Source organism: Hymenobacter sp. DG25B, from assembly GCF_000801315.1.
GTDB lineage: Bacteria > Bacteroidota > Bacteroidia > Cytophagales > Hymenobacteraceae > Hymenobacter.
In genome coordinates this window covers 560,771-584,539 of record NZ_CP010054.1, presented here as the reverse complement: position 1 = coordinate 584,539, position 23,769 = coordinate 560,771, and the positions used below count along the sequence as shown (strand labels likewise).

Annotated in this window: 21 protein-coding genes; 8 read left to right on the top strand and 13 right to left on the bottom strand. The window is 57.4% G+C overall.

Features of this window, described 5'->3' with window-relative positions:
- Window positions 1–234 precede the first annotated feature (234 nt).
- Window positions 235–1,236, top strand: a complete 1,002-nt coding sequence (gene floA / locus PK28_RS02545) for a flotillin-like protein FloA (protein WP_044511087.1) — start codon at window positions 235–237, stop codon at window positions 1,234–1,236.
- Window positions 1,237–1,426: 190 nt separating this feature from the next.
- Here the strand turns inward: floA and PK28_RS02540 are convergent, their stop codons facing one another.
- Both PK28_RS02540 and PK28_RS02535 read right to left on the bottom strand, forming a co-directional pair.
- Window positions 1,427–3,424, bottom strand: coding sequence for an OmpA family protein (locus PK28_RS02540; protein ID WP_048825475.1), 1,998 nt, complete (start codon window positions 3,422–3,424; stop codon window positions 1,427–1,429).
- A 364-nt stretch (window positions 3,425–3,788) separates the two neighbouring features.
- Window positions 3,789–4,616: a hypothetical protein gene (locus PK28_RS02535; protein ID WP_044511085.1), complete on the bottom strand. Its 828-nt coding sequence runs from the start codon at window positions 4,614–4,616 to the stop codon at window positions 3,789–3,791.
- Between the two features lie 137 nt (window positions 4,617–4,753).
- Here PK28_RS02535 and PK28_RS02530 point away from each other — a divergent pair, with 137 nt between their 5' ends.
- Complete coding sequence (locus PK28_RS02530) at window positions 4,754–5,731, top strand: isopenicillin N synthase family dioxygenase (protein WP_044511083.1); 978 nt, start codon at window positions 4,754–4,756, stop codon at window positions 5,729–5,731.
- 169 nt (window positions 5,732–5,900) lie between these two features.
- Window positions 5,901–7,100: a chromate efflux transporter gene (chrA, locus tag PK28_RS02525; RefSeq protein WP_044516107.1), complete on the top strand. Its 1,200-nt coding sequence runs from the start codon at window positions 5,901–5,903 to the stop codon at window positions 7,098–7,100.
- A gap of 77 nt (window positions 7,101–7,177) precedes the next feature.
- On the opposite strand, the gene rfbA is transcribed toward chrA, so the two are convergent.
- From rfbA to prmC, 7 genes are all read right to left on the bottom strand, one after another.
- A complete protein-coding gene (rfbA, locus tag PK28_RS02520; protein ID WP_044511081.1) occupies window positions 7,178–8,050 on the bottom strand; it encodes a glucose-1-phosphate thymidylyltransferase RfbA in 873 nt (290 codons plus the stop codon).
- A 66-nt stretch (window positions 8,051–8,116) separates the two neighbouring features.
- The gene (locus tag PK28_RS02515; RefSeq protein WP_044511079.1) at window positions 8,117–9,124 is read right to left on the bottom strand and encodes an SDR family oxidoreductase; all 1,008 of its coding nucleotides are present in this window, start codon (window positions 9,122–9,124) and stop codon (window positions 8,117–8,119) included.
- A 101-nt stretch (window positions 9,125–9,225) separates the two neighbouring features.
- A complete protein-coding gene (gene rfbB, locus PK28_RS02510) occupies window positions 9,226–10,278 on the bottom strand; it encodes a dTDP-glucose 4,6-dehydratase (RefSeq protein WP_044511076.1) in 1,053 nt (350 codons plus the stop codon).
- A 59-nt stretch (window positions 10,279–10,337) separates the two neighbouring features.
- Complete coding sequence (gene galE / locus PK28_RS02505) at window positions 10,338–11,369, bottom strand: UDP-glucose 4-epimerase GalE (protein WP_044511073.1); 1,032 nt, start codon at window positions 11,367–11,369, stop codon at window positions 10,338–10,340.
- An 83-nt stretch (window positions 11,370–11,452) separates the two neighbouring features.
- Window positions 11,453–12,748, bottom strand: a complete 1,296-nt coding sequence (locus PK28_RS02500; protein WP_044511070.1) for a nucleotide sugar dehydrogenase — start codon at window positions 12,746–12,748, stop codon at window positions 11,453–11,455.
- Window positions 12,749–12,752: 4 nt separating this feature from the next.
- Window positions 12,753–13,352: an acyltransferase gene (locus tag PK28_RS02495; protein WP_044511068.1), complete on the bottom strand. Its 600-nt coding sequence runs from the start codon at window positions 13,350–13,352 to the stop codon at window positions 12,753–12,755.
- Between the two features lie 94 nt (window positions 13,353–13,446).
- Entirely contained in the window at window positions 13,447–14,349 is a 903-nt protein-coding gene (gene prmC / locus PK28_RS02490; RefSeq protein WP_231576204.1) for a peptide chain release factor N(5)-glutamine methyltransferase, read from the bottom strand.
- 68 nt (window positions 14,350–14,417) lie between these two features.
- On the opposite strand from prmC, the gene ribD reads away from it, so the two are divergent.
- The 4 genes from ribD (at window position 14,418) to PK28_RS02470 (ending at window position 18,133) form a co-directional block, all read left to right on the top strand.
- Window positions 14,418–15,461: a bifunctional diaminohydroxyphosphoribosylaminopyrimidine deaminase/5-amino-6-(5-phosphoribosylamino)uracil reductase RibD gene (gene ribD, locus PK28_RS02485; RefSeq protein WP_044511063.1), complete on the top strand. Its 1,044-nt coding sequence runs from the start codon at window positions 14,418–14,420 to the stop codon at window positions 15,459–15,461.
- 117 nt (window positions 15,462–15,578) lie between these two features.
- Window positions 15,579–16,061 (top strand): free L-methionine (R)-S-oxide reductase MsrC, encoded by a 483-nt coding sequence (msrC, locus tag PK28_RS02480; RefSeq protein ID WP_044511061.1) that lies wholly within the window; start codon window positions 15,579–15,581, stop codon window positions 16,059–16,061.
- Window positions 16,062–16,180: 119 nt separating this feature from the next.
- Window positions 16,181–16,852, top strand: a complete 672-nt coding sequence (locus PK28_RS02475; RefSeq protein ID WP_044511060.1) for a Cj0371 family chemotaxis-regulating polar lipoprotein — start codon at window positions 16,181–16,183, stop codon at window positions 16,850–16,852.
- A 105-nt stretch (window positions 16,853–16,957) separates the two neighbouring features.
- Complete coding sequence (locus PK28_RS02470; protein ID WP_044511058.1) at window positions 16,958–18,133, top strand: glutathionylspermidine synthase family protein; 1,176 nt, start codon at window positions 16,958–16,960, stop codon at window positions 18,131–18,133.
- Window positions 18,134–18,407: 274 nt separating this feature from the next.
- Here the strand turns inward: PK28_RS02470 and PK28_RS02465 are convergent, their stop codons facing one another.
- The 4 genes from PK28_RS02465 to PK28_RS02450 form a co-directional block, all read right to left on the bottom strand.
- The gene (locus tag PK28_RS02465) at window positions 18,408–19,088 is read right to left on the bottom strand and encodes a phosphatidylserine decarboxylase family protein (RefSeq protein ID WP_044511056.1); all 681 of its coding nucleotides are present in this window, start codon (window positions 19,086–19,088) and stop codon (window positions 18,408–18,410) included.
- 153 nt (window positions 19,089–19,241) lie between these two features.
- On the bottom strand, window positions 19,242–20,531 hold the full coding sequence (locus PK28_RS02460; RefSeq protein ID WP_044511053.1) for a Glu/Leu/Phe/Val family dehydrogenase: 1,290 nt from the start codon (window positions 20,529–20,531) through the stop codon (window positions 19,242–19,244).
- Between the two features lie 141 nt (window positions 20,532–20,672).
- Window positions 20,673–21,608, bottom strand: coding sequence for a phosphatidate cytidylyltransferase (locus tag PK28_RS02455; RefSeq protein WP_156126210.1), 936 nt, complete (start codon window positions 21,606–21,608; stop codon window positions 20,673–20,675).
- A gap of 50 nt (window positions 21,609–21,658) precedes the next feature.
- Entirely contained in the window at window positions 21,659–22,708 is a 1,050-nt protein-coding gene (locus PK28_RS02450; RefSeq protein ID WP_082016917.1) for a CPBP family intramembrane glutamic endopeptidase, read from the bottom strand.
- A 59-nt stretch (window positions 22,709–22,767) separates the two neighbouring features.
- Here PK28_RS02450 and dusB point away from each other — a divergent pair, with 59 nt between their 5' ends.
- Window positions 22,768–23,760 carry a tRNA dihydrouridine synthase DusB gene (gene dusB / locus PK28_RS02445; protein WP_044511050.1) on the top strand — a complete coding sequence of 331 codons (993 nt, stop codon included), beginning with the start codon at window positions 22,768–22,770 and terminating at the stop codon, window positions 23,758–23,760.
- The last annotated feature ends 9 nt before the right edge of the window (window positions 23,761–23,769 follow it).

The window sequence follows — 23,769 nt, the reverse complement described above, 5'->3', positions numbered from 1 at the left end:
TCCAGAATCTTCCTGATTTTTAGCGCCGCTTCCAGATGGCGAATGGCGGAGCGCTTCCCGCCGGATGGGGTCAGGTAATTACTAAATCCAGCAGCAAGAGCGCATAGCAGTTTTATCAGACCGCTAAACTTATCGGCCTTGTAGCATCGCCCGAAGCCTGCATTTTACTTATCTCATTTTTTAATTGTTAGTTGCTACCCGCAAACTGTTGTCCCTAACCCCTACAAACACCCGATGGAGCTTCCCTTCCTGCCCTTAATTGTGGGCGCAATAGTACTGCTGGTCTTTCTCTACTTCTTCCCCATCAGCCTCTGGATTACAGCGCTGTTTTCGGGGGTGAAGGTGAGCCTGTTTCAGCTGGCGTTTATGCGGGTGCGCAAGGTGCCGCCGTCCCTCATCGTCAACTCGCTTATCACTTCCACCAAAGCCGGCCTGGAGCTGACGGCCAACGACCTGGAAACCCACTATCTGGCGGGCGGCAATATTCCCAGCGTCATCAAGGCCCTGATTTCCGCCGATAAAGCCAACATTCCCCTCACCTTTAAGCAAGCCACCGCCATTGACCTTGCCGGCCGCGACGTATTTGAGGCCGTGACCACCAGCGTAAACCCCAAGGTGATTAACACGCCCAACGTGGCAGCCGTGGCGCAGGATGGGATTCAGCTTATTGCCAAAGCCCGCATTACGGTGCGCGCCAACATCACTCAGCTGGTGGGCGGCGCCGGCGAGGAAACCATTCTGGCCCGCGTGGGCGAGGGCATCGTAACCAGCATCGGCTCCTCCAAGTCGCACAAGGAAGTGCTCGAAAACCCGGATAAAATATCCAAGCTGGTGCTCAGCAAAGGCCTCGATGCCGGTACTGCCTTTGAAATTCTCTCCATTGATATTGCTGATATCGACATAGGAGAAAACATTGGGGCCAAGCTGCAGATAGACCAGGCCACCGCCGATTTGAAAGTGGCCGAAGCTAAAGCCGAAGAGCGCCGCGCCATGGCCGTAGCCATTGAGCAGGAAAACCGCGCCAAAACCCAGGAAGCCAAAGCCCGCGTGGTAGAAGCCGAAGCCGAAATTCCCAAAGCCATTGCTGAGGCCTTCCGCAGCGGCAACCTGGGCGTGATGGACTACTACAAAATGCGCAACGTGCAGGCCGACACCGATATGCGCGACTCCATTGCCAACCCCGGCGGCCAGAACAGCAGCGCCAAACCCGGCCGCGACGAAACAAGGCTGAGTTAGGCTGTCATTGCGAGAAGGCACACGTGTCATTGCGAGGCACGAAGCAATCCGTCCTCTCCGCAGCACCAAACGCTTCTTTACCAGAAAGCCCTTGACGTGTGGGACGTCAAGGGCTTTTCACATCTTATGGCTTTCCACATTTCAGAGGACAGATTGCTTCGTCCTGCGTCCTCGCAATGACACCTATTTACTATTTCTTCGTCACGGTAAATTCTACGCGGCGGTTCAGCTTGCGGGTTTCCTCCTCGTCGTTGCTGGCAATGGGTTTGGTGCCGCCGTAACCTTCGGTGGTAATGCGGGAGGCGCTGATGCCTTTGGATACCAGGTACTTCTTCACCTCATTCACCCGGTCAATGGAAAGCTTCAGGTTCAGGGCCGGGTCGCCCTGATTATCGGTGTGGCCCTCCAGCTTAATTTCTACGTTGGGGTAGTTCTTCAGAATCTTGATGAGGCGTTGCAGCTCGGGGTAAGAGTTTTCGCGCAGGTAGTACTTGCTCTGGGCAAAGAAGATGTTGTTCAGTTTGATTTTCTGGCCCACCGCAAACGGCACCAGGAACAGATCCTGGGTTATTTCCGAGTACTTCTGCCGGTCCGTAACGTCCAGGTTGTCACTTTCGGAGAGATAGTCCTTGGCCTCGGCGCGGTAGCCATAGTGCACCCCCGAGGGCAGTACAATGGTGTAGCTGCCATCGGCCGGGTTGGTTTCGGCCACGCCCAGCTCTTCGCCCGTCAGCAGGTTTTCGTAGTGAATAACGGCATCAATGGGTTTCTGCGTGGAGGCATCCAGCACCCGACCGCGCACCAGCGTTACTACTTCCGGCTTAAACTGCGGCACCAGCCCAATGCGGAAGATGTCGCGCGAGTTATCGATGCCATTGCGGGACGACACCAGATAAGCTTCGTCGCCGGCTGCGGAAAGGGTGAAATAGCCATCAAAGTCCGGGGAATTCACGTTGGGGCCCATGTTGCGGGGCTGCGTCCAGTTGGTCCAGGAATTATCCAGGCGCTTGCTGTAGAAGATGTCGCCTTTGCCATAGCCCTGGTGGCCCTCGGAGGCGAAGTACAGCGTTTTACCATCGGAGGCCAGGAAGGGCGCAAACTCTGGCTTTTTGGTGTTGATGGTGCCGCCCAGGTTCAGGGGGCGGCTCCAGGTACGGCCATCGGGCTTCAGGAAGCTGACATAGATATCCTGCTGGCCTTTGCCATCCTTCCGGTCTACGGCCATCAGCAGCACTTTGCCGTTGGGTCCCAGGTAGTAATCTACGTTTTCGTCGTCGTCGTTGTAGAAATCATCAATTTCCACTTTCACTGGCTTACTCCAGCCGGTTTTGGTGCGGCGGCTGAAACTGGCCCCTTTGGGGTCCAGGGTGCCATCGTCCTTGTACACATTAATGAGCAGGGCCAGGTTGCCATCCGTAGAGATGGAGGCCAGGCCATTGGGACCAGGCGTATTGATAGGAGCGCCCATGTTTTTGGCCTGATTCCACACTTTTTTATCCGTAGTGGAGCGGGCCAGCGTGCTGTACCACACATCCTGCACGTCGCTGCTACCGCCGATGTTCTGGGGGTGCTCCTGGCGCGCAAAAAACAGCGTCCGGCCATCGGGCGATATAACGGGGTGGGTATCTACATATTTGGAGTTAACATTCGGCCCCAGGTTTTCCATGGTGGAGTCTACGCCAGCGGGTCTGGGCGCCTGCTTGAACTCTGACTTCACCATCAGCTCGGCCACGTCGGCAATGCCAATGGCATCAATCTGGTTTACCCCGTTTACGGCCTTGGTATTCATGGTAACGCCCACGCCAATGGTGCGGTAGGTGCCCGGCGAAAACGTGACGGTAAGCGTGCGGAAGGCATCCGGCAGCGGCCCGGGGTTCTTGTTTTCATACACCTGATGCTTGGTGCCCCGGGTATCAATCAGCTCAATTTTAGTAACGGAGCCGGGGTTGAAGTTCTCCACCACCGTCACCTGTTTGGCTATCAACGACTTGCCAAATTTTACTTCGATGTATTCGTTGGCCCCTTCCTTTTTGGGAATCCAGGCATTGTTGCTAATCTGCCCCAGCGGCAGCGCATTAGGCTCGCCCAGTACCTTCTCGGGGGAAAATGCTTCTTTACCCGATGCTTTCTGCGAGGATACTTCCACCAGTTTGCCCGCCCATACCGCGTGCTGCGCCTGCGCGCGCATTCCCATTCCACACAATGCCAAACCCAAAAGCCAGTGTCTTATCTGTAGCATACTGTAGCGGAAAAAAGCTGGTTGTAAGTGGCTCTACACAGAGCCCACTCCGAAAACGCCTACGTTCGGAAACAGAACAGAGACGTTTTCTCCCAGCCTCATGTTACGCTCTGAAAACGCAACAACAGGGCTGATCTTGTTACTTGTTCGATTTACACAAAACTATATTAATAATATTATATGAAATTGCAATAATATCGACTTTCACCACTGATAAATTTTAAGCAGATAGCACAATAAAAACGCCAAACAGGCCCGTGCACGGCAGTACACGGGCCTGTTTTAAGAAGAAAGCAGTCGGCGGCCGGCGCGGTTAGGGCTGCAGCGTGAACGTGCGGGTAACCGAGTTGAACGGACCGGGAATGAGCGTGCCATTGGCATCTACCAGTTCCAGCTTCAGGGTATTCTCGCCCATGGGCAGGCCTTCCATCATATACGGGGCCCAGCGGTCCAGCATAAACTCGGTGCCATTGATGGTGGCGCGCACTTTATTGCCATCCGGCGCCAGCGTGGTGTTCACCAGGTAGAAGTCCAGCATTACTTTCTGGGCATCCTTGCCGGTGTAGGTATCCTTGGGGCGGCTATAGAACAGGTGCGGGGCTCTGGTATCGAAATTCAGGGGCGTGGTTACTTTGCCTACCGTGATAACGCGCAGATCATGCGCGCCCAGGTGCTTCAGGCTCTCATGATAAGAGCGCGACAGGAATGACAGCACCACGTGCTGGCCATCGGGAATATTCTTGGTGAACTCCGTGGTGTAGTGGGCCGTGTAAGGCTCGTTGTCTACAATGTTATGGATGTGCTGGCCTTTCTCAGAGTTGGCCATTTCACCGGCGTGCATACCGCCGGTCATTTTGGTGAGCTGGAAGTTCGTGATGTCGTAGTCGAAGGCCACGGCGCCGGAAGGCACCGTAGAGCCCGTTACCGGCGACTTCAGCTGCATCATGGCTTCCGGATTTTTTGGCGAATCCTCGAAGGGCGTGAAGCGAATACCATTGTTTTCCATGGTTTCGGCACGCGGGGTAGTATTCACGCTCTCCGCCGTGGCGGAGTTAGCCGTATCACTGGTTTGACGGGCAGAATCGCAGGCCCCTAAACCGAGGAGAAATACACTACCGAGTAGTAAAGCTGATGCTTTCATAAAAAGGGCAAAGTGGTGGTCAGAGAGATGACGAGTGAACTACTACCGAAGAGCGGACTGTTTCTCGGTAGCAACATGTTTTTTAAGTACCTTGCGCAATACGTAAGGTTTGCCCAAAAGTATATTGTTTTTTCACTATGGAGGAAAAATTGCTGGAAGAAATTCCATCCCTCGACCTCGCCGACTTTCGTTCCGGCGACCCCACCCGCAAAGCGCGCTTTGTACAGCAGCTCGGCGAAGCCTACCAGAATATTGGATTTGTAGCCCTGAAGAACCACGGCCTTAACGATGCGCAGACAGCCCAGCTGTATGCCGACGTAAAAGCCTTTTTCTCCCTGCCCGACGACGTAAAGCAGCGCTACGAAAACCCGGAGTTGGCGGGCCAGCGCGGCTACACCGGCAAAGGCAAGGAGCACGCCAAAGGCCGCAACACCGGCGACCTGAAGGAATTCTTCCACGTGGGCCAGGAGGTAGACGATGCCAACGACCCCATTAAGAACGAATACCCCGACAATATCTGGCCCGCAGAGGTGCCGTCCTTCCACGAAAGCACCTTTACTACCTACAAAACGCTGGAAGCGGCTGGCAAAGACGTATTGCGCGCCATTGCCCTGTATCTGCACCTGCCCGAAAATTATTTCGATGACAAGGTGCGCAACGGCAACTCCATCCTGCGCCCTATTCATTACTACCCCATCGAAAACCCCGACTCGGTTCCGGCCGATGCCGTACGGGCTGCCGAGCACGGCGACATTAACCTGATTACCCTGCTCATGGGGGCTTCCGCCGATGGTCTGCAGGTGAAGCGCCGCGACGGCAAGTGGATTCCCATTACCGCCCTGCCCGACCAGATTGTGGTGAACGTGGGCGACATGCTGCAGCGCCTGACCAACGGCGTGCTGAAAAGCACGATTCACCGCGTGGTAAACCCGGCCCGGGAAAAAATGAACTCCTCGCGCTACAGCATTCCCTTCTTTATGCACCCCCGCTCCGAAATGAGCCTGGCGGCGCTGGAAAACTGTGTAACGCCTGAGAACCCCAAGAAGGAAGCCGACATTACGGCCGGTGAGTTCCTGAATGAGCGCCTCGTAGAGCTGGGCCTGAAGAAAAAGTAATCTTCTGCCCCGAATACGCTTACCGGTTGCCGGAAGTCAGGCTGCACTTTTTTGCCCCTGACTCCCGGCAACCGGTTTTATTTTGTAGGTTACCTGAGTAGTTTCCTCTGCTTTGGTCCCTCCCCCCTTCTCCGACAACCGGCAACCGACTGTGGAAACGGAAGAAATAATCCTGGCCCCTCCCCCTCGTGGCGACCGAACCAAGCGGGTGCGCAACATCATCTTTCTGAAGGATGTGGCGGCCCTGGGGTGCACCGCCTTTGGCGGTCCGCAGGCCCACATGGCCATGATGATCCGGCTGCTGGTGGAGAAGCGCGGCTACCTGACCACCGCCGAGCTACTGGAGCTCACGGCCCTGTGTCAGCTGTTGCCGGGCCCTACGTCTACCCAAACCATTACGGCTATCGGCTTTCGGCTGGGCGGGCCCAACCTGGCCTACCTCACCCTGCTTATCTGGATGCTGCCCGCCGTCCTCATCATGACGGTAGCCGGCTTGGCCATGAGCTACCTCGACAAGGACCAGGTAGCGCGCGTAATTCAATATGTGCAGCCTATTGCAGTTGGGTTTGTAGCGTACTCGGCCTTTAAGATTACTCAGAAGGTCATTCAAACCAAGACGTCCGTAGCCCTTCTGGTAGCGGCGGCCATGCTGGCTTATTATTTTCAGCTGCCGTGGGTACTGCCTTTATTACTGCTGGCTGGCGGCCTGATTACTACCTTCCGGTACCGCCGAATGCCCCAGGAGGAAAAACAGCCCATGCAAATTGAATGGGCCAACTTTATTCTCTGGATAGGCATTCTGATAACGGCCGCTTTGCTGGGTAGCTTTACCAAAGAACTACCGGTGCGCCTGTTTGAGAACTTCTACCGCAACGGTAGCCTGGTTTTTGGCGGCGGGCAGGTGCTAGCCCCGCTGCTCTACGCCGAGTTTGTGGAATTTAAGCACTACCTCACGGCGCCGGAGTTTCTGTCCGGCCTGGGGCTGGTGCAGGCCCTGCCGGGGCCCAACTTTTCTTTTGCCTCTTATATCGGGACGCTGGCCATGCGCGAGCATGGTATTGGCGGGCAGTTGGTAGGCTCCCTTGTAGCCACCGCAGGCATTTTTATGCCGGGCACCCTGCTTATCTTCTTCTTGATTCGGTTCTGGGACCAGCTGCGCCGCTACCGCGTAGTAAAAGCGTCCCTGGAAGGCGTTAATGCGGTATCGGCCGGACTGGTGTGGGCGGCCACCTTCCTGCTATACCATCCGCTGCCGGATACTACCCTTAACATTGCCCTGGTAGCCGCTACGTTTCTGGTGCTGCTCTGGGAAAAGGTGCCATCCTATATTATTGTGGGTGCCGGCTTGCTGGCGGGCGTTCTGTTTTAGGTACTTGTCTTAACAAAAACAGCCCTTCTCTTTGCAGAGAAGGGCTGTTTTGTTTTGAAGCAATGTTGAAGCTTAGCCTACATGAGCAGCTGCTCAGGCAAGCGCAGCAAATAGTCGCCGTAGCCACTTTTGCGCAGCGGCTCGGCAATCTTCCGCAGCTGGTCGGCATCAATAAAGCCCTGGCGGTAGGCCACTTCCTCAATAGAGCCCACTTTAAGGCCCTGGCGCTGCTCCAGCACGCGCACAAACTCACCGGCCTGCATGAGGCTCTCAAACGTGCCCGTATCGAGCCAGGCAGTGCCGCGGCCCAGAATACCTACTTTCAGCTTACCCCGGCGCAGATACTCCTGGTTTACGTCAGTAATTTCATACTCGCCCCGGGCACTGGGTTTCAGGTTGCGGGCAATCTGTACTACCTCATTATCATAGAAGTACAGACCGGGCACGGCGTAATTGCTCTTGGGGGTAGCCGGTTTTTCCTCAATACTGAGCGCTTGGTTGTTGGCATCAAACTCTACCACGCCATAGCGCTCCGGATCATGCACGTGGTAGGCATACACCACGCCGCCTTCCGGGTCATTGTTGGATTTCAGTAATTCTTCCATGCCTTCGCCATGGAAGATATTGTCGCCCAGTACCAGGGCCACTTTATCATTGCCGATAAAATCTGCACCCAGCACAAAGGCCTGCGCCAGACCGTTGGGCACTTCCTGTACTACATACTCAAAGCGGCAGCCCAGATTCACCCCATCACCCAGTAGCTTTTTAAACTGCTCCTGGTCATGCGGGGTGGTAATGATGAGGATTTCCCGAATACCCGCCATCATCAGAATCGACAGCGGATAATAAATCATCGGCTTGTCGTACACGGGCATCAACTGCTTACTCACGGCCAGCGTGAGGGGGTGCAGGCGGGTGCCGGAGCCACCAGCGAGGATAATACCTTTCATAAGGGGAGCTTAGAATCTTGAAATCCAGCTTATCATTCTGCATTTGCAGAGGCTGATGGGACGGGGTTAATTACGCTCGGCAATAAACGCTTGGTTGGCTTCAAACCACGCCAGGGTCTTCTGTAGGCCTTCGCGGATGCGGATCTGCGGGTCGTAGCCCAGCAGGTTTCGGGCTTTGCTGATATCGGCCAGGGAGTCCCGGATGTCGCCGGCGCGGTCGGGGCCGTATTCGGGGTTGATATCGGAGCCGGCTTCTTCCTTCAAAATGTTGAACAGATCGTTGAGGGAAGTGCGGTCGGCTACGGCAATGTTATACACCTGGTTTACGGCTTCCGGGTTCTGCACCAGTGCCGCTTTGATGTTGGCCTGCACGCAGTTTTCCACGAAGGTAAAGTCGCGGGTCTGGCCCCCGTCGCCGTTCATGCGCGGGCTTTTGCCCTCCAGCACGGCATCAATGAACAGCGGAATTACGGCTGCATAGGCCCCATTGGGGTCCTGGCGCGGGCCGAAGATATTGAAGTAGCGCAGGCCAATGATTTCCATGCCGTAGGTTTTGCCAAATACATCGGCATACAACTCGTTGGCATACTTGGTCACGGCATAGGGCGAGAGGGGCTTGCCGATGCGGTCCTCTACTTTCGGCAGGGCTTTGTGGTCGCCGTAAGTGGAGCTGGAAGCGGCGTATACGAAGCGCTTCACGCCTGCTTCTTTCGCACCTACCAGCATATTCACGAAGCCCCCTACGTTCACATCATTGCTGGTGATGGGGTCGTTGATAGAACGGGGCACCGAGCCCAGTGCTGCCTGGTGCAGCACCACATCAATGCCTTTGCAGGCATCAATGCAGGTTTGCCGGTCCCGGATGTCGCCTTCAATTACCCGCAGGGCGGGATTTTCAGCAAACAGCGCCACATTTTTGCGGAAGCCGTTGGAGAAGTTATCCAGCACGCGCACTTCTTTGGCGCCATACTTCAGGAGGTATTCCACCAGATTAGAGCCGATAAAGCCGGCCCCGCCGGTTACGAGGAAGCTCACCTCATGGAGCGGCTGGTCGTGAAAAGGGGTTTCGTACACGAGGAAATCTTTAGTGTTAAATGCTGAATGTTGAATTTCAGACAACGCACGGGCGGGTCAAGCAATTCAACAGCCAACACTCAGAGTTTAAATTTGATGCCTTAGCGATTATACTGCTGCTGATAATACTGCTGGTAGGCGCCGCTGGTCACGTGGTCGAGCCATTCCTGGTTCTGCAGATACCAGTCTACCGTCTGGCTCAGGCCTTGTTCAAAAGTCACAGACGGCTTCCAGCCCAGCTCGTTCATGATTTTGCTGGAGTCGATGGCGTAGCGCAGGTCGTGGCCGGCGCGGTCGGTTACAAAGGTGATAAGCTTGCGCGAGGTGCCTTTTGCCTGGCCGGTTTTCTCGTCCAGCGTGTCGCAGAGCAAGTGAATCAGGTCGATATTCATCCACTCATTCACGCCGCCGATGTTGTAGGTTTCGCCCACCTTGCCCTTGTGGAACACGGCGTCGATGGCGGTGGCGTGGTCTTTCACGAACAGCCAGTCGCGCACGTTTTCGCCCTTGCCGTACACCGGAATGGCTTCGCCGTGCTGAATGCGGTGAATGGCCAACGGAATCAGCTTTTCCGGGAAGTGGTTGGGGCCGTAGTTATTGGAGCAGTTGCTCAATTTTACCGGCATGTGGTAGGTATGGTACCAGGCCCGCACAAAGTGGTCGGAAGCGGCTTTGGAGGCCGAATAGGGTGAGCGGGGGTCGTAGGCGGTGTCTTCGGTGAACATCTCTGGTCCCATTTCTAGGGAGCCGTACACTTCATCGGTGCTTACGTGGTAGAAGGTTTTGCCCTCGTAGCCCAGTGGCTTCCACAGGTTTTTGGCGGCATTCAGCAGGTGCACCGTGCCCAGCACATTGGTTTTCACAAAGGCCAGCGGATCGGTGATGCTGCGGTCGACGTGGCTTTCGGCGGCGAGGTGAATTACCGCATCAGGCTCCTCAGTAGCAAACAGCTGATCCACAAAGGCCTGATCCGTGATGTCGCCTTTCACCAGACGGTAGTTAGGCGCATTTTCGATGTCCCGCAGGTTTTCCAGGTTGCCGGCGTAGGTCAAGGCATCCAGGTTCAGAATCTGATACTCCGGGTACTTGGTTACGAACAGGCGCACCACGTGCGACCCAATGAAGCCGGCCCCGCCGGTGATAATGATTTTCATCTATTTAAACTATTGGCTATTAGCAAACAGCCTGTTGAAAAAAAGTAAGCAAAAAGCTACTAGCTAACTGCTTCCAAGGACTGCTGCCACTTCCAGGAACTGGCCAGCGCCTGCTCAAGCGTGGAGGTGGTGCGGAAGCCCAACTCCTGCGTGGCCTTGGTTACATCCGCGTAAATGGCCGGCACATCACCGGCCCGGGGTGGGCCAATAACGTAATTCAGCTTCTGGCCCGTGGCACGCTCAAAGGCATGTACTACTTCCAGCACGGAGTTACCCCGGCCGGTGCCAATGTTAAAGGTTTCTACCTTGTCGCCTTGGCCGTCCAGCAGGCGCTGCACTGCCACGATGTGTGCCTTGGCGAGGTCTACCACGTGCACATAGTCCCGAATGTTGGTGCCATCGGGCGTATCGTAGGTGTCACCATAAATGGTGAGCTTTTCCCGGATGCCGGCCGCCGTCTGAGTAACATAGGGCACCAGGTTTTGCGGTACGCCCAGGGGCAGCTCCCCAATTTTGGCGGAAGGATGAGCACCTACCGGATTGAAGTAGCGCAGCAGAATACTTTTCAGCCTGGTGCTGGGCGCCGCCGCCACATCGCGCAGAATATCCTCGCACATCTGCTTGGTAGCACCGTAGGGCGAGTTGGCTTTTTTGGTGGGCGTTTGCTCCGTTACGGGCAGCTGATCCGGAATGCCATACACCGTGCAGGACGACGAAAACACCAGGGCATCCACGCCAAACTCGCGCATCACCTGCAGGAGCGTAAGCAGCGAGCCGACATTGTTCTGGTAATACTCCAACGGCTTTTCCACTGATTCCCCTACTGCTTTGTAAGCAGCAAAGTGAATCACCCCCCGCAGGTTGCCCTCCTCGGCGAAAACGGCGCGCATAGTCTCCGCGTCGTTGCAGTCAACTTTATGGAACGGTACCCGCACGCCCAGAATCTGCTCAATGCCTTCCAGCACCGACTCCCGGGAGTTGCTGAAATTATCGATAATAACCGGCAGAAAACCAGCTTCGTACAGCTCTACCACGGCATGGGAGCCAATATAGCCCGCCCCGCCGGTTACCAGAATCTTCGTCCTTTCCATATAGTCTTGGCTTTTAATCGACTGCTGCCGGTTATCCGAACCCTAACCAGGCGTCGGAAAACCGGCAGCAGTTAATAATCGAATTACAAACTCCAGTACTGCAGCTCCTGCATCTGGCCACGGTACAGGCCCTTGATGTCAACCAGCACCGCATTGTCGCTGGTAATCGACTGGAAATAAGCCTCATCCAGCTCTGTGTACGGAGCATGGCTTACGGCGACAATAACGGCATCGTAATCTTTGCTGATAGCTGCCGGATCTGTCAGGCGGAAGCCGTACTCATGGTGCAGCTCATCGGAATCAGCGTGTGGGTCCACGATGTCTACGTTTACGGAGAAGTTCTTCAGCTCCTGGATTACATCGGCCACTTTGGAATTGCGGATATCCTCCACATTTTCCTTGAACGTGGCGCCCATCACCAGCACTTTGCTTTTGGCTACGTCTTTGCCTTTTTTAATCATCATCTGCACGGTTTTGCGTGCGATGTAGGCGCCCATGTTATCATTGGTGGTGCGACCGGAGAGAATCACCTTGGCATCATAGCCCAGCTCTTTGGCTTTGTAGGTGAGGTAGTAAGGGTCTACGCCAATGCAGTGGCCACCTACCAGACCAGGCGAAAACTTCAGGAAGTTCCACTTGGTACCGGCAGCTTCCAGCACCTCATAAGTGTTGATGCTCATGCGGTCAAAAATCATCGACAGCTCATTCATCAACGCAATGTTCACGTCGCGCTGGGTGTTTTCGATGATTTTGGCGGCCTCGGCTACTTTAATGCTGCTGGCCCGGTGTACGCCGGCGGTAATCACCAACTCATATACTTTGGCAATCAGGTCCAGCGACTCGGCATCACAGCCGGATACCACTTTCACGATGCGGGCCAGCGTATGCTCTTTATCACCGGGGTTAATGCGCTCCGGGGAGTAGCCTACTTTAAAGTCCTCAGGGAATTTCAGGCCCGAGAGCTTTTCCATTACCGGGATGCAGTCGTCTTCGGTGCAGCCGGGATAAACGGTGGATTCAAACACCACATAGTCGCCCTTCTTGAGCACTTTGCCTACCGTGGCCGAGGCCGCCAGCAGGGGGCGCAGATCAGGCATGGCGTGCTCATCAATAGGCGTAGGCACCGCCACAATAAAGAATTGGGCTTCGCGCAGTACGTCCAGCGAGTCGGTGAACGTAATGTCGACGCCCTCAAAGTCTTTGGCCTCCAGCTCACCGCTGGGGTCAATATTATTGCGCATCAGCTCTACACGCTGCGCGTTGATATCGAAACCGATAACACTGATTTTGCGGGCAAACTCGAGGGCAATGGGCAGGCCCACATACCCGAGGCCAATGACGGCCAGCTTGGCCTGTTTTTGAAGCAGTTGCTCGTACACGATATTATGGGTTGGTGCGGGTGCTAAAAGGAAAAACCTTATTATTCTGTAACTGATATTGTTCGTTGCTTTCCGGGCAAACAGCTTCTCCGTCGGCATTAAAATGCAGCCGGTGCCCGTATCTGCTCATCCAGCCCTGCTGGCGGGCGGGGTTGCCATATACCAGAGCATAGGCCGGCACGTCGTGGGTAATGACGGAGCCGGCTCCTACAAAGGCATATTCTCCCAGGCGCACACCGCACACAATAGTGCTGTTGGCGCCCACACTCACGCCCCGTTCCAGCACGGTAGGCTGGTACTGGTCGCGGCGCGGCACGGCGCTCCGGGGATTCCGCACATTGGTAAAAACCACCGATGGGCCAAGGAAGACGTCATCGGCGCAGGTTACGCCAGAGTACAGGGAAACGTTGTTCTGTACTTTCACATTCTGCCCCAGCACTACGCCAGGCGCAATCATTACGTTCTGACCTATGCTGCAGCCGGCTCCCAGCTGGCAGCCCGTCATCAGATGCGAAAAATGCCAGATGCGGCAGCCTTTGCCAATGCGGCAGCCTTCATCGAGAACGGCAGTCGGGTGAGCAAAGTACAGGACAGCGTCGGGCATTCCGGCAGCGGGTAGTTCAGCAGATTTGAGCCGGCAAAGGTACGGCTTTTATCAGTTTAATAAATTGGAGGGTGAGCATTACTACGTTACGTAATTATGAGGCCTGCCCGGGCCACGTCGCGCGCACCATCCGGTCCTTGCCAAACAGGTCGGGGCGAGGAGCTATAGCCTGGTAGCCTACTGCTGTCAGCAGCTGGCACAACTCCCGGGCATATTGCTCATTGATTTCAAAATACAGCGCGCCACCCGGTTTCAACAGCTCCCTGCCCAGCTCCGCAATGCGCCGGTAAAAAAGCAGCGGGTCATTATCCGGCACGAATAAGGCGGTGGCGGGCTCATAGTCCAGCACGTTGCGGCGCATGAGGGGCCGCTCGTTCTCCAGCACATAGGGCGGGTTGCTGACCAGAACCTGCAGGGAATGCGGCAGGATATCGGCCGGCGTGGCCTGTAGAATATCCAGCTGCTGAAACTCAACCGCACAGCCATAGCGCACGGCATTCCGGCGGGCTACGTTCAGCGCTTCCACCGAAATATCGACGGCAATAGCGCGCTGCGGCTTTAGCGCCTGGTACAAAGCCAGCGCAATACAGCCGCTGCCCGTACCTATATCCAAAAGAGTTAAGCCGATGCGGTGCGCTTGCTGCTCCTCCACAATCAGCTGCACAAGCTCTTCGGTTTCGGGCCGGGGAATGAGGGTGGCGGGCGTTACCTCCAAATCCATACCCGCAAAGTGCGCCACCCCTAGTACGTATTGCACCGGCTCATGCCGGAGCAGCCGTTGCTGGATGGCCTCCACCTGCCGTGCCACGGCGGGGGCCACTTCTTCATTGGCCTGCATACGCCGCTGCAGGGGCGAAATAGTCAGCACATGCTCCAGCACCAGCCCGGCAATGGCCGCCGCTTCCGGCTCCGGGTACAGGGCCTGCAGGCTATCAGTAAGGGAGGCAGTGAGCTGGCGAATGGTCATGGCGGCAAGCGGATAGACGAAGAAAGACACAGCGTACAGTCGGGCCTCGGCGGGGTTTCGTACCTTCGGCTTCACAAAGTTACGCTCCCCACCCGGCTATGACTGCTGTTGACGACCTGATGATGCGCCGCGCCTTGGACCTGGCGCGCCTGGGCACTGGCTATACCCGCCCTAACCCGTTGGTAGGCTGCGTTATCACCCATCAGGGGCGCATTATTGGGGAAGGCTGGCACCGGCAGTATGGTGGGCCCCATGCGGAGGTAAATGCCCTGGAATCGGTGTCGGAGCCGGCGCTGCTGCCGCACAGCCGCGCGTACGTGACCCTGGAGCCCTGCTCCCACCACGGCAAAACCCCGCCCTGTGCCGACCAGCTCATCGCCAAAGGCATTCCCGAAGTGGTGGTCTGCAACCTCGACCCCAACCCGCTGGTAGCGGGCAGCGGCCTGGCCAGGCTGCGTGCGGCGGGCATTAAAGTAGAAACCGGCGTGCTGGAAGCGGAAGGCCGCTGGCTGAACCGGCGTTTTTTCACTTTTCAGGAGCAAAAGCGGCCCTACATTGTGCTGAAGTGGGCCGAAACGGCCGATGGATTTCTTTCCGGCCGGTTTTATCAACCCATTCAAATCAGTGGAGCGCTGGCCCGCATGGCCGTGCACCAGTGGCGCGGCGAGGAGCACGCCATTCTGGTAGGCACCCGCACGGCGCTGCACGACAACCCTTACCTGAACGTGCGCGAATGGCCCGGCCCGGCGCCTATTCGTCTGGTTATCGATAAGAACCTGAGTTTGCCGCCCACGCATCATCTTTTCGATGGCACCCAACCCACGCTGGTATACACCTACCGCCAGCGCGCCACCAAGGGTAATCTGGGCTACGTGAAGCTCTCGGAGGCCGATGATCTGTTCCCCCAGATTCTGGAAAACCTGTACCGCCGCAACGTACAATCGGTGCTGGTGGAAGGCGGGCCTACCGTGCTCAATACCCTGCTGGCCGATGGGCTTTGGGACGAAATCAGGGTACTGCGGAGCGCCAATCATTTGGGGGCCGGCGTGGCAGCGCCCCGGCTCGGGCTCACTGGCCTGCGCGAGCAATTCCCGCTCGGCCAGGATCAGGTATTCGTGTATCGGAAAAACGAAGGGTATTAAGCCAGCGCACAGCCCTGCGGCGGCTCCGCTACCTTTGCGGGCCCACCGCCTCTTTTCCTACCCGAACCGGGGCCGGCGTTTCGCTGTTACCTGTCCTCCTTACTTCTATCCCCAATCATGGCTGAAGAACTTCTCTTAGATACCACGCTCAGCAAAGCCGAGCAATACCGCCAGCTGCTCCCCCAAATTGACGCCCTGACTACCGGCGAGCCGGATTTAGTGGCCAACCTGGCCAACACGGCGGCCGCATTGCGGCAGGCCTTTGGTTTTTTCTGGGTGGGTTTTTATCTGGTGAAAGCAGAGGAGCTTGTCCTCGGCCCGTTTCAGGGGCCCATTGCCTGCACGCGCATCCGCCGTGGTAAGGGCGTATGCGGCACCAGCTGGGACCAGGCCAAAACCATCTTAGTGCCTGATGTGGAGCAGTTCCCCGGTCATATTGCCTGCAGCTCCGATTCCAAGTCGGAGATTGTAGTGCCCGTGCTAAAAGATGGACAGGTAGTGGCCGTATTGGATGTTGACAGTGACCAGCTCAACGACTTCGACCTTGATGATCAGCAGGCTCTGGAGCAATTGATGCAAACGGCTGCCCGCTGGTTCTAGCAAACGAATTTCGGCGCGCCCTCGTTGAGTTTTCGGATTCCCTATCCTTCTCCAAAAGGCAGGTTGCCATCCAACGCACATCTGTCTTCTGGTATTCTCCCTGGCATCACTCCCCTCCCATGAAAAAGACTTTCTATCCTCTTGGCAGCTGGCGGCGCAACCTGCTGTTGGTTGCAGCGGCCGCTAGCTTAGGCCTCACGGCACTACCCAGCTGTTCTTCGGATAACCGCACCGCCGAGGAAACCGCTTCCGGCGACTGGAGCGGCGAAACGTACAGTGAGGGCGTTATCACGGAAATGACCGAGGTGCAACCGGGCGAGTGGAAAATAACGGCTGAGCGGCCCGCGGGCAAGGAGGAAGTAGCGGCTATACTGCATCATTTTGATGGCAAAGTAGATACCCTGCAAGGCCAGGCCCTGCAACAGCAAATGCAGGACTACAGCCGCCAGAACCCCGAAAACCGGGTAGGCAGTACCGGCATGATGGACGTGCTCATGTGGAGCGGCATTGGCTACATGGCTGGCCGCTTCCTCACGCCTAATCCCGGGTACTACGCCAACCCCGGCGTGATGCAAAACAACATGGGCTGGCGCCAGAATGTTGCCCGCGAGCGGGAAACCCAGGGTCGGGGCTTTTTTGGTCGGGGCTTTTCCGGCAACCGCAGCTCCCGCTCGGCCGGCATTCAGGAAAGCCGCACGTTCTCGCGGGGCGCTTACCGCAGCACCGCCCCGCGCATGGGCCGCAGCAGCGGCTTCGGTAGCCGGGGCTATGGCGGCGGTTTCGGCGGCTGATTATTGCCCGCCATCCATCCGCATGATCTACCAGCAGCTGCCTTTCTAAAAAGGAGCTGCTGGTGCCGTTTTTACCCTTCCAGCTCGTTCATAATTCATTAGCGTATGATTCGCTTGCTTCCTCTTTCCGGCGACGTCACGCCGGCCATTCGTACGCTGGGTTGGGAGTGGGCCGTGGAAGATGCCTGCGCCGCCTACGTAGCCCGCGAGGCCGTGCAGCTTTCTGAAGCCGAGGCCGAAGCCCTGCTGGAAGCCGCCGACACGCTCTACGAAATGCTGGTGCAGGCCATTCCCGACCCCATTCCGGATGACCTGTTGCAGCTGCTGGCCATTCCTGCCAACTTATGGGCGGCCGTCCGGCATTCCTGGAACGATGAGCGCCACTGGCACCTGTACGGGCGCTTCGACCTGGCCGCCACTGCCGAGGGCATTAAGCTGCTGGAGTTTAATGCCGATACGGCCACCGGCCTGCCCGAAACCGCCGTGGTGCAGTGGGCCAGCCTGGTAGCCGCCGGCCAGGCCAATGAGGAGCGCCAGGCCAACGGGCTCTTCGAAGGCCTGCAGGGCCAGCTCAGTGAGTGGCTGGCGCTCAACCCCGACCTGGACAACAGCCTGCTGCTGGTGCATTTGCCCGGCAGCGCCGAAGACGAAACCAATTGCGCCATACTGGCCGAAGCCGCCCGGGCGGCCGGTTTTGCCAGCACCCATGTGTGCTCCGCCGATGCCATGCAGGTATCCGTAGCGGGTGATGAGCGCGGGGTGTGGGCCCAGGTGGGGCCGGAACAATGGCAGCGGTTTGGCTTCCTGTTTAAGCTGGTGCCGTGGGAAATTCTGGCCACGGAAGAGCCCGATTTAACGGCGGACCTTACCCAGCTGCTGCTTTCCCGCGACGTTATCATTGCCAACCCGACCTACTCGCTGCTCTTCCAAAGCAAAGGCATTCTGGCCTGGCTCTGGCAGGTGTTTCCGCATCATCCGCTGTTGCTGGAAACCTCGCTGCAGCCGCTCAGCGGGCACCACGTGCGCAAGCCCATGCTGGGCCGCGAGGGGCAGAACGTAACGGAGCTGAAGGCCGGCGGGCAAGAAGGTACGGCTGTAGCCGGCGAGTTTGCGCAGCAACCAGCCATATACCAGCGCTGGGCTGAACTGCCCACGGACCCGCAGGCGCGGCGCTATCAGGGGGGCGTATTCTGGGCCGGGGAAGCCTGCGCGCTGGGCTTCCGCCGCGACGCCGCTTTCATCACCAATCTATCCGAGTTTGTGCCGCACGTGCTACAGTAAGTATCCCTACTAAACCTGTTCAGAAACCAGTAAAAGGTCAGTGGTCATGCAGAGCGCAGCGAAGCATCTTGCTAGTGTGGCATATGATGACCACTGCAACGTCAGCTCGCGAGATGTCTCGGTCCCTGGCTTGATGCGCCACATGCTCGACAGGACGTTCTAATTACCCTTATACAAAACGCCAGCGGCCGCCCCCTTTCAGGAGCGGCCGCTGGCGTTTGAAAAATCGTCCACAAAATCCGATGAATCCGAAAAATTCGGACGAATCCGCAGTCTAGAAAAGGCGGGGTGGGTTGGTTTTCAGCTGCGCGATAACCGTTTCGCCGCCTTTCACTTTATCCCCCATTTTTACTTTCATTTCGGTATCTACCGGCACGAAAATATCCACGCGGGAGCCAAATTTGATGAAGCCAAACTCCTCACCCTGCGTTACTTCGTCGCCTTCGTTCACATACCACACAATGCGGCGCGCCATGGCGCCGGCAATCTGCCGGAACAGCACAAACGGCCCCGCATCCGACTCTACCACCACCGTGGTGCGCTCGTTCTTGGTGCTGCTTTTGGGGTGCCAGGCTACCAGGTAGTTGCCCGGGTGGTAGCGGAAATAGCGCACAATGCCCGAAATAGGATTGCGGGTGATGTGCACGTTAATTGGCGACATGAAGATGCTGATCTGCTTGCGCGTATCGTCAAAATACTCCGGCTCGTGCACGTCCTCAATCACCACCACTTTTCCATCTACGGGCGAAACCAGCAGGTCTTCGTGGGTGAGCAGGTTGCGGAACGGGCTGCGGAAGAATTGCAGCAGCAGCAGAAAGGCTATAACGGAAGCCCCGGCGAATATTTTGTTGAACGTATCGTTGGCAGCATTTACCCGAAATAGCAGCAGGTTAACGGCCAGCAGCGCCAGCAGGGTAAAGAAAAGAATACGTCGTCCTTCTTTGTGAATCTTCATGGAATAACGGCAACGGTGGGGGCAGGCGATACGGGGCTTCAGCGGCCTGCCCGGTTCCGACAAACGGCCCACCTATGCGCCAGCGCGCCAGATGGGCCGTAAAAATCGGAAGAACTTTTACTGCCGGAAAGCAGCAAAGGGCAATGCCCGGGCTTAGAAACCGCCGCGGTATTTATAGGTTTGAGCTACTTTATCAATGGCTACCACATACGCGGCAATGCGCATGGGGATGTTGTATTTCTGGCTGGTGGCGTACACTTTCTCAAAGGCATCGGACATAATCCGGTCGGCCCGCTCGGTTACCATTTCCTCGGTCCACTTGAAGCCCTGGCGGTTCTGCACCCACTCGAAATAGGATACGGTAACCCCACCGGAGTTAGCCAGAATATCGGGCACCACCATAATGCCTTTCTCATTGATGATGGGGTCAGCGGAGGCCGAAGTGGGTCCGTTGGCACCTTCTACAATCAGCTTGGCTTTGATGTGGTGGGCATTGTGCTCGGTTATCACATCTTCTACGGCGGCTGGCACCAGTACGTCCACGTCCGTGAGGAGAAGGTCGTCGGCGTTGTCCATCAGCGTAGCACCAGTAAAGCCATCCAAACGGCCTTTGTGGGCGTTTTTATAGGCAATGGCTTCCTCGATGTTGATGCCTTCCTCATTCCAGTAAGCTCCGCTTACATCGGAAACACACTTGATTTTTACGCCTTTCTCGCTCAGCAGCTTGGCGGCCCAGGAGCCTACGTTGCCAAAGCCCTGCACGGCCGCCGAAACCGTTTCCGGCTCCAGACCCAGCTTGCTCAGAGCAGCCAGCGCCGATACCATCACGCCGCGGCCGGTAGCCTCGGTGCGGCCCAGCGAGCCACCCATTACCAGCGGCTTGCCGGTAACTACAGCCGGCGAGGTAGCGCCCACGGTCTTGCTGAACTCGTCCATGAGCCAGGCCATTTCGCGGGGGCCGGTGCCCATGTCAGGGGCCGGAATGTCGCGGTCGGGGCCAAATACGTCTTTTAGGGCCAGCGTGTAGGCGCGGGTGAGGCGCTCAATTTCGCCGGGACTCATGCTGGAAGGGTCGCAGATAATACCACCTTTGGCACCGCCGTAGGGAATATCCACCACGGCGCACTTCCACGTCATCCAGGCCGCCAGGGCCTTTACTTCGTCGAGGTGCACGTTGTTGTCGTAGCGGATGCCGCCTTTGGATGGACCCAGAATGGTGTTGTGCACCACGCGGTAGCCTTCGAAAACGCGCACTTTGCCGTTATCCATGGTTACGGGGATGTGCACGATAACCTGCTTATCGGGTGCCTTAAGCACGTTGTAGGTTTCTTCATCGAGACCCAGGATTTCCGTGGCCACGTTGAAGCGCGACATCATGGATTCCAGCGGGTTTTCGGCATCGACGCGGGGAGCGGGTTCTTTGTACACCGTGGTGGCAGCCATACGAAGAGAAAAAAGTAAAAGTGGGTGGAAAATAACCGACGCTAAACCCGCTGGTGGGCAGCCGGAAGAGCGCGGGGTGGAATGGGTGGCCAAAGGTAGCAGGTTTATGCCATACGCAAGAAACCTGCGGCGGGTACTTTCCTAGCCCAGCAGGACCTGTAGCAGCAGCAGCACGGGCAGAATAAAAAGGAAGGCGTCGAACCGGTCGAGCAGGCCGCCGTGGCCGGGCAGAATGCGGCCGGAGTCCTTCACGCCCACGCTACGCTTGAGCATGGACTCGGCTAAATCACCCAGTACCCCAAATACCGCCACCACGGCGGCTACTACCAGGCGCTGAGTCAGGGGTATTTCCGGCAGCAGGTAGCCCAAAGCCCAGCCTACCACCAGGGTAAGCAAGGTGCCGCCTATCCAGCCTTCCCACGTTTTGCCGGGCGAAATACTGGGAGCCAGCTTGTGCTTACCAAAGTTTTTGCCGGCGGCGTAGGCACCGGTATCGGCGGCCCATACCAGCAGCAGTAAAGCCAGAATGCGGCGGTAGTCGTAGCTGCCACCGCTATAGGCCAGGGGCACCAGCAGCGTCATGGGCACGCTCACATAAAACAGACCGATGAGGTTGACGCCCACATTGGCAAAGGGCCGCTTGGAGCGCGGCCAGATAATCATTTCACGCACGATCAGGGCCAGCGGCAGCAGCAGTAAAAAGCTCAGCAGCAAGGCCCGCAGCATCAAACTCAGCTCTCCACTGGCCGTTACTACCGCTCCCAGGCTGTTGAGGGGCTGCTGCGCATCCACGCTCAGAAACAAGCCGGCCACGCCCATAAACAGCACTAAGCTGGCGGCCATGCCCAGCAGCGCCGCCGGGGCATAGCCGGAGCGTTTCATCATGCGGTAGAACTCCCACAGCATGCGGGCCTGCACCACGGCAAAGAACAGGGCAAACGTCCAGGCACTGTACCAAATGCAACCAATGAGCGCCGCGGCCCCTATGGCACCGTACAACACCCGCTGCGCCAGATTGGACATCGGTTTTTTGTCGTTGGAAGTATCGGGGGCGGAAGCAGGCGTAGAAATAGACAAACGTAATCTGATTTTAAGAAGACAATATAATGGAAGCGGCCTGCCGTAGCTTATCCGGACGGCAATTGATTTCCGGACGCCGGCTCTATGCCATGGCCGGTGAGCGTATGCCCGGCCGGGGGCACGGTGCCGCCAATCTGCACGCCGCTGTGCGAGAGGGTGTGCATCACCTTGGGGGCCAGGTCCTGGTTAAACTTGCGGTAGGCCAGCACCAGCAGCCCGCCGCTCAGCAGCGCTGACAGCAGCATGGCTGGCCAGGGCAGGGCATCGGTAGAATCTGGGTCGAAGCCGGTGGCCAGGGTGCCCCGCTGCTGCAGGTAGAGCAGCACCAGCTGTACGGCATTCTGGGTGAAGTGCGCCGCCATGGGCACCAGAATATTCCCTGACCACGCATATAAATAGCCCAGCACCACGCCCAGCACCATGCGCGGCACAAAGCCAAAAAACTGCATGTGAATGGCGCTGAAGATAATAGCCGACAGCCAAACGGCCGTGTGGTAGGAGCCGAACCAGCGCGTGAGCTGGCGCTGCAGCACGCCCCGGAAAACCAGTTCCTCGCTGATGGCCGGCACTACGGCAATAACCAGCAAGCCCACCAGCAGCCGGGTACTGGTGTCAAAATCGGTCAGGAAGCGGGTGAGGTCCTGGGCCTGGGTTTCTTTGTCGCGGGCCCATACTTCAAAATCGTGCAGAAAGCGGGGAAAGTGGATGTCGGCGTTCCATTGCACCAGGCCCGACATGGCCGGCAGCATCACCACAATCAGCACCGCGCCCAGCAGCAGCCAGCGGGCGGGCACCGGGTGCCGGGGCGCAAAGTACTGGCGCCAGGTCTGGCCCTGAATGCGGGCCAGCACCAGCGCCGCCCCGGCAAAGCCGCCCAGCAGAAAGATGCCCTGAGCCAGCATCATCATGGCCCAGCCCTGCGGGTGCCGGGCGGGGTTTTGCATCACCTGTCCAAATTCCATCAGCCCAATACCAAATAAGGCCCCCGTCAGCAGCATCAGCACAAAAGAGGCTAGGCAAAAACACAAAAACATAAGGCCTACCAGCAGCAGCAAGGCCAGAATGGGGTGCAAACGGCTGGGGACGAAACCTTTCATGGGGGTGGGAGAGTTGGAAGTGTCGTAAATTTGCGCAAAATCCTGTAATAGCTTACTCTGTGGTACACATCCGCGACATTGCCCTGCCTGATTTCCCGCTTTTGCTTGCGCCCATGGAGGACGTATCGGACCCGCCGTTCCGGGCCGTGTGCAAAGCCAATGGGGCTGATTTGATGTATACCGAGTTTATTTCCTCGGAAGGCCTGATTCGGGATGCCGCCAAAAGCCGCAAAAAGCTCGACGTGTTCGACTACGAGCGGCCCATCGGCATTCAGCTCTTTGGCTCCGATGTGGATACGATGGGCGAGTGCGCCCGCATCAGTACCGTGGCCGGCCCCGACCTCATCGACATCAACTACGGCTGCCCCGTGAAGCAGGTAGCCTGCCGCGGCGCCGGTGCCGCCCTACTGCGCGACATTCCCAAAATGGTGGAAATGACGGCCGCCGTAGTGCGCAACACGCACCTGCCCGTAACGGTGAAAACCCGCCTGGGCTGGGACGACACCACCAAAAACGTGGAGGAAGTGGCCGAGCGCCTGCAGGATGTCGGCATTGAGGCCCTCACCATTCACGGCCGCACCCGCGTGCAGATGTACAAGGGCGAGGCTGACTGGCGCCTGATTGCGGCCATCAAAAACAATCCGCGCATCAAAATCCCCATCTTCGGCAACGGCGACATCGACTCGCCCCAGAAAGCCCTGGAGTACAAAAACCGCTACGGCGTGGACGGCATCATGATTGGCCGCGCCGCCATTGGCTACCCCTGGATTTTCCGGGAGGTGAAGCACTACGTGGCCACCGGCGAGCTGCTGGCCCCGCCCACCGTGGAGGAGCGTGTGAATATGTGCCGCATGCACTTCGAGAAAAGCATTGAGTGGAAAGGCTCACGCGTGGGCATCTTTGAGATGCGCCGCCACTACGCTCAGTATTTCCGCGGGCTGGAAGGCGCCAAGCAGTGGCGCATGCGCCTGGTGGAGACAGACTCGCCGGAGGAAGTGCACAGCATTCTGAATGAAATTATTGCCGCCGAGCCGGTGATGGTGGGCGCGTAAGCTGCGCAG